Source organism: Arcticibacter eurypsychrophilus (assembly GCF_001730525.1).
Taxonomy (GTDB): domain Bacteria; phylum Bacteroidota; class Bacteroidia; order Sphingobacteriales; family Sphingobacteriaceae; genus Arcticibacter; species Arcticibacter eurypsychrophilus.
Window position 1 is genome coordinate 119,502 of the sequence record NZ_MDFN01000015.1, and the last position, 13,032, is coordinate 132,533.

Sequence of the window (13,032 nt, forward strand, 5' to 3'; positions counted from 1 at the left end):
TCAGTATCTTAAATGACATCCATCATTTTTATCAAGCAAAATAACCTCAATTTTATATCTGTCGTTAATATAATAATTAATACCATGAAAGCAGAAATATTAAAAACACCAATCATCTATGGTTCTGGGGCTACAATCCAAACCCTATATCTTTCTTCAAGGAATTGGCTTTCATACATTGACTTTTTTGAAGATGAGGTTAAATTTTTAAAGAAACTGTTACTCAAATTCTTTACTGAAGACCTGAATGACGAAAATACAAACAATATTCAAGAAATTAACTGTGCAATCAATACCCTGGACAGGAAAAAAAATTTGGTGCTTAATAAAATTTTCTGCCATCAGTCACACCTTAAATCTACTATAGAAGAACTGATGAATTTAAAGGAAGATTACCTTACTATTCAACATGAGCTCATTCAACAAGATGTAATGGAATTGCAGACTACGCTAGACGGCATCAAAATCGACATATATAAAATCACAGAGCGGCAAATTAAACAAAGTCGTTGGGAGGGAAACCCTACAGTTAAAAGTACACGCGCTAAGAATTAACAATTACCGTTTTTATTCACTGGATTATTTACATCCTTTATTTCTTGCTTGCTAATTACTTGTATGCTTGGTTGATTACTTGTTTGCTTATAGGCTTAGTTACTGGTATGCTTACTAAATGGAAGGAATACTCTTAAGTGTTTTGTACTCCTTTAAATCCTTAATGACCGTGTATTTGAAATTATAAGGGAACTTACAAGCCTTTTTATCTAGTGGCTTTTTGTAGGTATCAGTAATGGTATATAAAGAATCGATCAGTTTAAACTCAGCATTATAATAGCCTATACTATTTTCCATTGCGGCTCCATGCGTACATTCATTATTAAGAAAGTTATTTAAGCGCTGAAAGGCAAATAATTTACCCTGTTCATCAAAATAGCTTTTATAAGAGATAAACCATTCACTCGTTTCATTATAAGGCATTTCGGAAATAAAGACAATACGATCTTCTTTGTCTTTTAAGATGTTAAAAGTGGTTTCAATTTTTTGAGGGTATTTCCTGTCTATCACTGGAACAAGTTGATTTTTGCCCTTCACTTTGACAAAAACAAGCAATGTACTATCGGTGATCATCAGATCAATATTATTTTTCTTTTTTAAAAGTTCTTTAGATGCGGCATTTTCATTTGATTGTTTAGAATTAGTACAGGATACTACGATAATGCTGAGGATGGTGAGGAATAGGATGTAGGCTTTCATGTCTTTTTGCATTTAAAGGCATTAAGGTAGCGCTTTATCCGTTACATAAAGTATAATTTTCGTCAAGATTTTGATCTGCGTATGAATTTTAATTTTTAACTTGGCAAATAATAAGAAATAAATATATTGACTTTCAACGATTTTAATTTCGAAGAGCCATTGCTTGACGGCATTCTAAGTATGGGCTATAAAGAGCCTACCCCTATTCAGCAACAAACAATACCCTTAATATTAGAAGGAAAAGATTTGATTGCCTGTGCACAAACTGGAACCGGTAAAACAGCCTCTTATCTTTTACCAGTATTGAATAGCATATCAAAGACAGATAAGAAATTTACACATACGCTTATCTTAGCGCCAACACGGGAACTGGCACAGCAAATTGACCAACAGGTTGAGGGTCTGGGTTATTTTACAGGCATTAGTTCAGTGGCCGTATATGGCGGGGGCGATGGGATTGTTTACGGACAACAACAAAGAGCGCTTAAAGATGGGGTAGATATTATAATAGCGACACCGGGAAGGCTGATTGCGCATTTGAATGCAGGTACGTTTAAGGCGGAGCATTTAAAATGTTTGATTCTGGATGAAGCGGACAGAATGATGGACATGGGTTTTCTGGATGATATCATGCGGATCATCAGTTTTTTGCCTGCTCAAAGACAGACAGTTATGTTTTCCGCTACAATGCCTCCAAAGATTCGTAAACTGGCCACTTCTATATTGAATCATCCGGAACAGGTAACTATGGCTGTATCAACACCTGCTGCAGGAATTGATCAACAGATCTATAAGGTTACGGATAGCCAGAAAATTCCTTTGATTACCTTGCTGCTTCAAAAGAATGAGTATTCGAGTGTATTGATCTTTGCTTCGACTAAAGATAAGGTCAAGGCATTATATAAGTCGTTAAAGGCTATAAAGATTCAGGCTAAGGCTTTTCATTCGGATCTGGACCAGTCTGAGCGGGAAGAAATTATGCTCTTGTTTAGGAATCGTAAACTACGTGTATTGATTGGAACGGATGTACTTTCCAGAGGAATTGATGTGGAAGGGATTAGTCTGGTACTGAATTTTGACGCACCGATTGATGCGGAAGATTACATACACCGGGTTGGACGTACTGCAAGAGCGGAAACTACCGGTACGGCAATTACCTTTGTAAACGAGAAAGATCAGCGCAAGCTGCTTAACATAGAAGCATTGATTGGAAGGCCAATTCCTCATATTGCTTTACCAGTGGAAATTGGTGAAGAGCCTGTTTTTAAGACCTCAACAGGTAGCACTCCTTTTAAAAGGAAAAAGAAGTTTGTGAAAAGGTAGGTAGGGGTTAAGAAATGGGAAGCTAAGGTTTATTAAGGGATTATAATGACCTTTTTTGTAAATTAAACCTAGCTTATTGTAGATTTTGTCTTCCCATGATTTTCAGGCTCCACGACGGGGAATTGCTTAAAAACATGAGCTTCATGCAACCTAATGGTATGTTACTTAAAAACGCTTTTGGTCTTTAATAGCATGTTGACTGCATTAAGAGTTGCAATAGGAAAATTGGACTTTTTATATAAACCAATAATTATTTATTTCCTAAGTATATACTAATGTTTGTTTTTATTATTTTAGTTTAGAATATACATCATCAACCTATATACTAAACTTAATCCTATGAGCATTGTAAAAGAATTTAAAGAGTTTGCAGCAAAGGGCAATGTAATTGATCTTGCTGTGGGTGTAATCATCGGTGCTGCCTTTGGCAAAATAGTAACCTCACTGGTAAGTGATATCATTATGCCACCAATCGGCTACCTGACGGGTGGTATTGACTTTGCAAACAAGGTATTACTTCTTCAAAAAGCCGATCCGGCTAATTCTGTTGCCGAAGTCTCCATTAAATACGGCCTGTTTTTGAATACACTGATTCAGTTCCTTATTGTCGCTTTCTGTATTTTTTTAGTTGTAAAAGCCATTAATTCTTTGAAACGTAAAGAAGAAATAGCTCCTACGGTACCTTTTGTTCCAACGAAGGAGGAAGTTTTACTGACTCAGATTCGGGATATTTTACAAGAAAAGAAAATCTGATTTCTATTAGTTGCTTGTTTAGAATCCATTATTTTAGGTTTAAAGGAAGAGTTCAGAAAGGGTTCCTCCTTTTCAACATGGCATCAAGAATAAGGATAAGTTTCTTTATTGACTTGCTTAAAGCCACAGTTGTGGTTTATATTTTCTAAAAATCATATAGAGTCTTGCAGAGAGAAGGATTAAGCGGAATTTGTTATGTCAAAAGTATACTCAAGATATTTATTGTGAAATAGTTATTAGGTAAGCTATTGAAAAATAACGATGAATACTGTCTTTCAGGCGGAAAATGTAAGGGGGAAAAACCGGAGAGGGTTTTGTTAGGAAGCCCTCTCCGGTTTTTTAGGTTCAAGTATTAAATTAGACCTTATTGAATTTAGCTAAGTAATTTTGCTTCAGAAGAGATTTCTGTCTTCAACAATTTACTAACAGGACAATTCTGCTCTGCATTTGTAACTAGTTCTTGAAATTTGTCTTCCTCAATTTTAGGGACTTTAGCCTCAACACTTAAATGAGATTTTGCAATCACACCATTTTCAAAAGTAATTTCACAAATGGTTGTTAATTGATCTGCTATAAAACCAGCCTCGGTTAATACAGAACTTAACATCATAGTAAAACAGCCTGCATGTGCAGCTGCAATTAGCTCTTCAGGATTGGTTCCAACACCTTCTGCAAAGCGTGAGTTGTATGAATATTGTGTATGATCAAGAACAGTACTTTGAGTAGTTAAGTTCCCGTTACCTTCTTTGACTGATCCGGTCCAGACAGCTGTTGCATTTCTTATCATGATATATTAAATTTTGATTCTGAATGTAAACGATTAAGCTAGCACTTAGTTTTTAAGAATAAAATTTAGAAATAATAAGAAGTTAAAGTATAAATCGTTCGTATCTTAAAGTAACGCAGAAATAATTGATTTCTAGGATTATTAAACTCTCAATAAGTCTATTTGTGCAATTACTTAAATAGCAAAATTAACAACCGGGAACGTTTTCTTTTACGACAATTACAATAATTAAAAAGATTGATTAATATATTTGCAAGGAACAGATAAACGTATTATATTTGTATCAAGCAAAAGGGAATAAAAAACCTGAGCACACTGTAGCGTTTGGAACAGGTTAAAATCTTGAAGGTTCGATTCCTTCTCTAACAGCTCCTTTCAATAATTTAGGTTTATAATTGGTTAGTTTGAGCTCTCGCCCATCGAGAGCTTATTTTTTTTGCCTAAATTTTCGGTTATTTAGGGCGTAATAAAACAAGTCAAAACATTGAGGGCTAATGCAAGATATTTCTCAAATCAGTTAAATCAAACCTAGACCGGAGTGAGTCTATACAGAAAAAATCAAGATTAAGCCCTATTGTTCTCACTTATTATATTGTTGTGGACTATTTGAATTTTACGAATACATCGTTTGTTGATTAATTCAATCTGATCATCGTTTCAGTTTTCCCTATTAAGCTAAATCCTATGAATCCTCTTACATTCAATTCGCCTTCTTCAGATAAAGATATTTTACAATCGTAGGTTTTTCCTGATCTGGGATCATAAATTTCACCTCCTGTCCATTCGTGATCCTGATTATAAGTGAAGTTTTTTAATATTTCGATACCTTTCAAGTCCCTGTCCCGTAGAGCCGTTTCCGGATTATTATTATCTTTCCTAACATTCCCATTCTTATCAAAAGGATCTTTTAACCAGTATAATTTTCCAAAAAACTGGTTCCCTTTCTTATAGATTTCAATTTTGGCTTCGCCTTTTTGGTCGATCCACTTGCCAACAATGGTATCATCATCCAAAGCGAAAATAGGACAGGTAGAAACAAGTAAAAGACAGGAAAGAAGCAAGTATCTCATTATGCACATTTTGATTGCTTAAGGTAGGGATAAATGTGAAATAACTCAGAACATCTTTAGAAAAACCTATTGGGAAATGTTACAAAGCAACAAATTAGAAGGTATAGGATTTGACTTTATTGTTACGTTTTAAGGGCACTTTAACATTGATTTCAAAACTTCCCCCGGTTGCTTCTCTTTGACCTGCAAGCTGACTGCTATAAACCCCCTGAAGCGTACATTTATTCAGGTAATTTATGGACAGAGCTACAGTAGAGCTTTGACTACTATGGTACATCGCCATCAAGGTTACTTTATCAGAGAAACTTAAATTCGATCCAAAGTCCCATAAGTTATCTATGCCTTGTGCCCCACGCAAACAAAACTTAGGTTCAAGTGATAAAACATCCGGATTTCTACCCATTTTATATGATATAGCCATAAAGAAAGTTGATCCATCCACAGATACCGTATTATCCTTTCTAAGAAACTTCTTCAAATTTGGCACTGTACCCTGGAAAGTCATCCGCTCGTTCGTATAAATTACTCCAAAGTCGCCATCAACATATGTTTTCCGCTGGTTATATAGATCAGCAAGAACATCATTTGGATCAGCAATGATACTTTCGTTATCCAGACGTTCATTCATCATCCCTAGAGATAAACCGAAATGAATGAACTGAGTTCCACCATCAAGAGGTAAATGATAAGCATAACTACCCATTATTCTCGTTCTTTTAATCAAGCCAGCATTATCGCTGTAGACATTTAAGCCTACACCAGCTTTACCTCCTTCGAATGTAGGCAAGAGATAATCTCCTGTTAAGGATTGAGTAACCGGAGAGCCGGGAATAGCCCTCCACTGATTGCGATAAGCAATATTGACCCTCAACCCTTCATCAAAACCTGCAAAAGCAGGATTACCTAAATATTGATTCAGGTAATATTGAGCGGCCAAGGGTACTATTTGTGCATTTGCCTGCTGAATAGTTAAACCAAAGCAGATGAATAGTAGACTTAGAAAAGGGATATATGTATCTATTTTGTTTTGCATTTTAGTATCTGCACAAAGTATTTTTACCATAGTATTTTTGCGGTTATGGGCGTACAACTGATATAAAACCAGTTAATTTTCCTTTTCCAGAATCGAGGTATAAGACATAGTAATAAGTATCTTCAGACAAGAGAATTCCATTAAAGGTTCCGTCCCAGGTATTATTATAACCAGTCTGACTAAACACGACTCTTCCAGCACGATCAAATATTTTCAGCTCATTATTAGGATATAAATCGATATTTTTTATGACCCAGAAATCATTTATACCGTCACCATTGGGTGTTATTAAATTATTTGCTTCCAAAGTTTTATAATCATTCGCTACAACCACTTCTATTGTTTTAACCGTATTACAACCAAAGCTATTACTGATTATAACCTGGTATGTGGTAGATTTTGTTGGTCTGACCACTAATGTATCGGAATTTAAACCATTGATAATTCCATCAGCACTCTCCCATTGATAAGATGTACCACCGGAAGCTGTTAATTTAGCTGTAGCTCCTAATGAAAGGCCCGTTTTTGTACCGGATAGTACATTTCCTACAATTGGTGGGCTCACGTTAATAGTTACAGGAAATGAAGTACTTGCTACTCCGTTGGAAAAGGTAGTTCGTACTGCGTAATTCCCACTTTGGGATACTACTAAATTGCGACGTTTACTACCTGTTAACTGGATGCCATCGCGATACCATTGCCATGCCATTGCATCCACTGTACTTAAGGTCACTGAAGAACCTTCGCAAATAGTTGTTGCTTCTGATGGCGTAACAGGAGGGACAAGGAATCCAGGAGTTACTGCCGTTAGATCAGAAAAACTGATGGCGGTCCCAAAAACTTCAGTAATTATATTCTTATTTACGTTTACGGCACTTAAAGAAGAAAAAGTATAATTAGAGTAATTCGCACTGGCTACTGTGCTGGTATACGCTAAGGTAAGTTCTGCTGCCTTATTTCCGTTTAGTTCGGTATCCATATAATTCAAAGCCAGATACCCACGATACATAACAGGACTACTAAAATGGTATATGCGCCTGATTCCATTATACTGAGGCCAGTTAACAGGCAAAGACTCTCTTATAATACTCAAGTTATTCATGTATAAATCGTCGGATGGTATAAGAGCTAGTCCATCAACGGAAAATGAGGTACCGCTTTTAATAAACAGGCCTTCTGTTCCAGCATTTAGTTGAGCCTTTAAACTATTCGGGAAAATTATTATACTAAACGCTATTGCTAAGAATATTACCGGTTTTTTCATTTCTGTATATGTGTACTCCGTCCCTTCAACCTTATTTTATCTTTTTGATTGCTTCTTCAAGTTGTTCTGCTGAATCTGGAAGAGCTACTATTTTATTTGTTTTTGAATCAACAAGGATCATCACAGGTGTAGCAAGTACATAATATGCATTTGCTTCCGGGCTGTTAATTCCATCCTTGGGTCTGCTGTGTTTCCAGCCAACTAATTTTAATTTTGCATCTTCCCAAGCTTTGATTTCGACGTCGGTAAAGTCAAGACTCAAAGCAAATACTTCCATCTTATCCTTGCCACCAATTTGCTGATACAAGGGCTGCAATTTTTCCATTAGCTCCTTGCAATGCTGGCAATCTGCTGACCAGAATAACACTAGTTTATAAGGTGAGTCTGTTTTGTAATTCAGGAACTGAACAGCCTTTCCAGCTTTGTCTGTAGTTAGAAAGTCGGGGGCGATAATTCCTGGTCGTATGGATTCTATTCCCTGAAGGCGTTTTTCAATCTCGAGCCTTTTACTTGTCAGGCATTTAGGATCCTGCAAGTAGGGTTCCAGCATTTTGATGCCAGAAGGAATGTTGAATCCTTCATATCCTTTATAAAAGTAATCGACTACCCATCCATATACAAGAGGATGGCCTGATTTTGCCTTTTCTATTGATCTTTTACCTGCAAGGGTAAACAGGGAGTCCCTCAAAGCAATGGTTGTGGACATGGCTCCATAGAAATTTACATATTTATCCATCCATTCCTTGAGTTCTGCTGTTTTTACTAAAAGAGGATCTTTAAAATCCATGTTATCAAAATAATGAGCCATCAGGCTGTTTATTCTATCCGTTTCTTTACCCTTCCAATCAATAGGTTGCACGTACTGAAAAGGGAAAATAGTACTTATAAATGCCTCTTTATGCTGATTTATTTGTGAAGTAATCCATTGATTATATTCTACACGTCGGGTCTCGTATTCTTGAATTCCAGTATTATAAAATGGTGATTGAGGTTTATCATAAGCCATAAGAAAATTTTGAAGAAGTCCTATTTGTTGCTTACGTTTTGCATTCTCTATTGAAAAGGATGCAAAAAGGCTATTTTCCATTTCATCTTTTTGGAAGTAAGTACTATCAGGATTACTAACTGCTTTTGGCTGTACCCATAATTCTAGATTTTGATTATTTATAAAGATGTATTTTTCTGAAGGGTAAGGGGTACTACTTTCCTTTTCTTTGTAATCAAAGCGAAGAACAAAGGTGCCGGGTAAACGATCTTTAAGAACTGTTATAGTGGATATTTCTCCACTTTTAATACCTACCTTTTCTACCAGGGGTTTCAAAGCATTGGCGCCAACCAAGGGTAATAAAGTAATCTTGCTCTCATAAACACCCAAAATATGAATCTTCACAGTTACATCCTGTGCTTCTGATTTTACATTACATACAAAGACAAAAAGGAAGACAAATATTCCCGACTCACACATTTTCATAAAACCTACTTTCATTTTCTTAACATTATCCATCTTACTTGATTTTATATTATTAATCTTTTATACAACGAAGTGAAAAACCATACGCCTTTTCCATATAACTTGTACCGCTGCCATTATAAAGTTCTAAATAGTAACCACTAGGATTATTAATTTGCATACTACTCCAGTAGCGTCCGTAAACTCCTCTGCCATTTAATCCACCATTACTTATTCCTAGATAACCGGCAGCATGAAGTTTTAAATCAGAACTAAACGCATCATTTAACGATGTCCAGTTTTGAGGAGGAGCATCTGAATTGGTCCACTCAACATTTGTAGGTATGCGCCAGCCAGTTGAAAGCATCTGCACGCAAGGATCATTTGCAACGGACCAATTAGCGCTTTCAGATATACTAACTACCCAAGCAGGGGTAGATGGTGTGCGGGTTGTTCCATCATTGGAATAAGCCTGCAAACGATTAAATTGCCAATACCAACCAGCTGAACCATCACTTGCATCAATTGCAGATGAAGCTTGCTGGGATGCACCCAGATTTTGGCTAAGCCAGCATTTAGCAATCCCTGATATACTGCTATTTACAGCATGATAGTTTATTGTTTTGGTCTCAGGAGCTCCATTTACACCAGCAGTGTGGGTAACCTGGAATACAGCAGGGCAAATTTTAAAACTAGTTACATCGGGACTATAGGTTATTCCTACACTATTAATAGCATAGGCTCTTACATAATAAGTTGGCCCTTCTTTCAAACCACTAATCGATGTAGTAAAGCCACCTGTTCCACTACCGTTAGGAATCGGGTTATCTTCTATAATTGGAGTACCAGTAGTGTTCCAACACAATCCCCGGTCAGTAACAATCGTGCCGCCATCAGGTGTTACAGTTGCTATTCCATCAGCGGAATTAGATGTTAAGGAAGAAGATGGAATGGTTACGTTACTTACAGAAGGTCTGGCTAAAACCACAGCATCACGGATACAGCGCAGGTTAGAGCCCTGAGCTTTATTAGGAAAGATCAAACTGCTGCCACTTCCAAGGTTAAGCGCATAACCATTAGTTGAATTGTATTGGGTACTGCTCCAATAGTAGCCACTAGTCCCTGGATTTATGAGCGTACCACTATCATAAGCCAGGTAACCTGCAGGGTGCAGTTTCAGTACAGATGCATATGTGGTTACAGCGGATGTCCAGAATTGAGGTGCAGCATCAGCATTGCTCCATTCCGTAGAGGTTGGGATACGCCAGCCTGCAGAAAGTAGCAAAGTACATGGATCGCTTGCAGCTGCCCAGTGGAGACCTTCATTGATACTAGTAGTCCAGGCGGTCCAGGCATTTGACGGGGTACGTGTTGTGCCGTCATTTTTGTAACCCTGTGACCTATTGAATTGCCAGTACCAACCTGCGGATAGTTCGGTATTATCATTCGCTGACATTGCCTGACGATCGGCTCCCAAGTTCTGGGTAAGCCAGCAGGCGGCGGATCCTGAAATATTGGAGCTCACTGAGTGGTAGGTTACCGTTTTGGTAACAGGGGCGCCGTTCAGGCCTGCTGTATGAATTACGGTAAACGTACTAGGGCAGATTTTAAAGATAGTAACATTCGGGCTGTATATTGTTCCAGCACTATTAGTGGCATAGGCTCTTACATAATATGTTGGTCCTTGTTTTAACCCAGTAAGTGTTCCGGTGAAACTTCCAGTTCCAGCATCACATGCAACGGGATTATCCTCAATAATAGGATTACCTGTTGTATTCCAACACAATCCACGAGCCGTTACAGTTGCACCGCCATCTGGAGTTACCGTTGCTATTCCTTGTGCTGTGGTAGCGGTCATCGATGAAGTTGGCACTGTTACATTGCTTACAGAAGGTTTGGTCACCGTCACGACATCACGAATACAACGGACAGAATAACCATAATTTTTAGACGGAGCTGTAACGCTACTATTACTACCCAGGTTCAGTACAAAAGCCCCCACTGCTGAAGATTGCATACTGCTCCAATAATTTCCGCTAGAGCCCCTGTTTGCTAACTCACCTGAATCATATGCCATAAATCCTGCAGGATGAAGCTTTAAAACAGATTCATAAGTATCTATTGCTGAACTCCAATTCTGTGGTGGAGCATCTGCATTACTCCATTCGGTATTGGTTGGAATACGCCAGCTATTTCCTAAAAGCTGAGTACATGGATCCGCCAATACTGCCCAGTTAATGTTTTCGTTAATACTAGTTATCCAGTCTGTCCAGGCATTGGATGGAGTATATGTAGCTCCGTCTGACTTATATCCTTGCAAACGATTAAACTGCCAGTACCAACCGGCAGATGCTTCATTTGCGTCTGATGCTGATACTGCTTCCTGATCAGCTCCCAGATTCTGGGTAAGCCAGCAGGCTGCTGATCCGGAGATATTGGTGCTTACCGAATGGTAGGTCACTGTTTTGGTCTCTGGTGCACCATTTAGTCCTGCAGTATGAATGACAGTAAAGGTTGGTGGACAAAGTTTAAATGTGGTAATATCAGGACTGTATACGGTACCTACACTATTGGTGGCATAAGCCCGTACATAATAGGTAATACCTTGTTTTAGGCCGGGTAGTGTTCCGGTAAACATGCCGGTTCCGGTACCGATTGAGATAGGATTATCCTCTATACTTGGATTCCCTGTAGCGTTCCAGCACAGGCCTCTGCTGGTTACTGCGGCTCCGCCATCGACAGTTACCGTAGCCGTTCCCTGAGCTGTATTTGCCGTCATGGTTGAAGTTGGCACCGTTACGTTACTAACAGAAGGTCTTCCTATTACTATCGCATCACGAATACAGCGCAGGTTTGATCCCTGAGCTTTATTAGGTGCAACCACACTACTGCTGCTACCCAGGTTAAGTGCATAACCATTGCCCGCACCATATTGAATGCTGGCCCAGTAATTTCCACTGGATCCCGGGTTGGTAAGGAGTCCTGTATCGTAAGCCAGGTAACCTGCAGGGTGCAGTTTCAGTACAGAGGCATAGGTATCTACTGCCGTTGCCCAGTATTGAGGAGCTGCGTCTGCGTTGGACCACTCTGTTTGAGTCGGGATACGCCAGCCTCCTGAAAGTAACAGGGTACATGGATCACTTGTAGTCCAGTTGATATTTTCACTAATACCCGTGGTCCAGGCGGTCCAGGCATTCGACGGGGTACGTGTTGTGCCGTCATTTTTATATCCCTGTACACGGTTGAACTGCCAGTACCAGCCTGCAGATGCTTCTGTATTATCGTCCACAGATAGTGCCTGACGGTCGGCACCCAAGTTTTGGGTTAGCCAGCAGGCGGCAGTACCGGATATATTGGTACTTACCGAATGGTAGGTTACCATTTTGGTAACAGGAGCGCCATTCAGTCCGGCGGTATGGATCACCGTAAATACGGGCGGACAAATTTTGAAACTGGTCACGTCCGGACTGTATGTGGTTCCGGCAGTGTTAGTGGCATAGGCACGTACATAATAGGTCAGCCCTTCTGCTAACCCGGTTAGGGTTACGGTAAACTCGCCTACACCGGTTCCGGCAGGAACAAGATTATCCGCAACTGTTGGAGAACCGATTGCATTCCAGCACAGGCCACGGGCAGTTACAGTTGCACCGCCATCAGGAGCGACCGTTGCTGTACCAGCGGCTGTAGTTGCGGTCATCGATGTGGTCGGCACTTTCACGTTGCTTACAGATGGTTTGCCTATCACAATGGCATCACGGATACAACGCAAAGAGAAGGCATTTGCCTTATCCGGAATGGCTGTATTACTGCTGCTTATGCCTGCAGAAAAGGAATAGGCCAGTCCTGCATTATAATAGTTATTGCTCCAGTAATTGGCAATCGTTCCACGGGTAGTCAGTACTCCGGTTGCGGCTGCAAGATAGCCTGCCATGTGAACTTTGAGCACTGAGGCGTACGCATCACTGGCTGTAGTCCAGTTTTGTGGTGGAATATCTGCATTGTTCCATTCGGTATAAGTTGGGATACGCCAGCCGTTTGATAACAGCAGTGTACATGGATCACTCGCTACTGCCCAACCGGTGTTCTCACTGATACTGG

At 39.2% G+C, this 13,032-nt stretch carries 10 protein-coding genes; 3 read left to right on the plus strand and 7 right to left on the minus strand.

Features of this window, described 5'->3' with window-relative positions:
- Window positions 1-84 precede the first annotated feature (84 nt).
- A complete protein-coding gene (locus tag BFL47_RS10135; protein ID WP_131677791.1) occupies window positions 85-555 on the plus strand; it encodes a hypothetical protein in 471 nt (156 codons plus the stop codon).
- Between the two features lie 114 nt (window positions 556-669).
- Here the strand turns inward: BFL47_RS10135 and BFL47_RS10140 are convergent, their stop codons facing one another.
- The gene (locus BFL47_RS10140; RefSeq protein WP_139125803.1) at window positions 670-1,254 is read right to left on the minus strand and encodes a hypothetical protein; all 585 of its coding nucleotides are present in this window, start codon (window positions 1,252-1,254) and stop codon (window positions 670-672) included.
- A 126-nt stretch (window positions 1,255-1,380) separates the two neighbouring features.
- Here BFL47_RS10140 and BFL47_RS10145 point away from each other — a divergent pair, with 126 nt between their 5' ends.
- Together BFL47_RS10145 and mscL are read left to right on the plus strand one after the other, a co-directional pair.
- Window positions 1,381-2,577: a DEAD/DEAH box helicase gene (locus BFL47_RS10145; protein WP_245681344.1), complete on the plus strand. Its 1,197-nt coding sequence runs from the start codon at window positions 1,381-1,383 to the stop codon at window positions 2,575-2,577.
- A gap of 339 nt (window positions 2,578-2,916) precedes the next feature.
- Window positions 2,917-3,330, plus strand: a complete 414-nt coding sequence (gene mscL / locus BFL47_RS10150) for a large-conductance mechanosensitive channel protein MscL (RefSeq protein ID WP_069659681.1) — start codon at window positions 2,917-2,919, stop codon at window positions 3,328-3,330.
- A 373-nt stretch (window positions 3,331-3,703) separates the two neighbouring features.
- Here the strand turns inward: mscL and BFL47_RS10155 are convergent, their stop codons facing one another.
- The 6 genes from BFL47_RS10155 to BFL47_RS10180 all read right to left on the minus strand — a co-directional run.
- Window positions 3,704-4,117, minus strand: coding sequence for an OsmC family peroxiredoxin (locus BFL47_RS10155; RefSeq protein WP_069659682.1), 414 nt, complete (start codon window positions 4,115-4,117; stop codon window positions 3,704-3,706).
- 635 nt (window positions 4,118-4,752) lie between these two features.
- Window positions 4,753-5,187: a DUF2147 domain-containing protein gene (locus BFL47_RS10160; protein WP_069659683.1), complete on the minus strand. Its 435-nt coding sequence runs from the start codon at window positions 5,185-5,187 to the stop codon at window positions 4,753-4,755.
- Between the two features lie 94 nt (window positions 5,188-5,281).
- Window positions 5,282-6,250 (minus strand): PorP/SprF family type IX secretion system membrane protein, encoded by a 969-nt coding sequence (locus BFL47_RS10165; RefSeq protein WP_245681345.1) that lies wholly within the window; start codon window positions 6,248-6,250, stop codon window positions 5,282-5,284.
- Between the two features lie 13 nt (window positions 6,251-6,263).
- Window positions 6,264-7,484, minus strand: coding sequence for a gliding motility-associated C-terminal domain-containing protein (locus BFL47_RS10170; protein ID WP_069659684.1), 1,221 nt, complete (start codon window positions 7,482-7,484; stop codon window positions 6,264-6,266).
- Between the two features lie 31 nt (window positions 7,485-7,515).
- Window positions 7,516-8,988 (minus strand): thioredoxin-like domain-containing protein, encoded by a 1,473-nt coding sequence (locus BFL47_RS10175; protein WP_245681346.1) that lies wholly within the window; start codon window positions 8,986-8,988, stop codon window positions 7,516-7,518.
- A gap of 19 nt (window positions 8,989-9,007) precedes the next feature.
- Window positions 9,008-13,032, minus strand: a 4,025-nt coding sequence (locus tag BFL47_RS10180; RefSeq protein ID WP_083257106.1) for a fibrobacter succinogenes major paralogous domain-containing protein, incomplete at its 5' end; no start/stop codon positions are given.

Bases quoted from the DNA above. Each gene is read 5' to 3' on its own strand.
- BFL47_RS10135 (WP_131677791.1), top strand. From the start codon at position 85: ATGAAAGCAGAAATATTAAAAACACCAATCATCTATGGTTCTGGGGCT.
- BFL47_RS10140 (WP_139125803.1), bottom strand. From the start codon at position 1,254: ATGAAAGCCTACATCCTATTCCTCACCATCCTCAGCATTATCGTAGTA.
- mscL (WP_069659681.1), top strand. From the start codon at position 2,917: ATGAGCATTGTAAAAGAATTTAAAGAGTTTGCAGCAAAGGGCAATGTA.
- BFL47_RS10155 (WP_069659682.1), bottom strand. From the start codon at position 4,117: ATGATAAGAAATGCAACAGCTGTCTGGACCGGATCAGTCAAAGAAGGT.
- BFL47_RS10160 (WP_069659683.1), bottom strand. From the start codon at position 5,187: ATGAGATACTTGCTTCTTTCCTGTCTTTTACTTGTTTCTACCTGTCCT.
- BFL47_RS10165 (WP_245681345.1), bottom strand. From the start codon at position 6,250: ATGGTAAAAATACTTTGTGCAGATACTAAAATGCAAAACAAAATAGAT.
- BFL47_RS10170 (WP_069659684.1), bottom strand. From the start codon at position 7,484: ATGAAAAAACCGGTAATATTCTTAGCAATAGCGTTTAGTATAATAATT.
- BFL47_RS10175 (WP_245681346.1), bottom strand. From the start codon at position 8,988: ATGGATAATGTTAAGAAAATGAAAGTAGGTTTTATGAAAATGTGTGAG.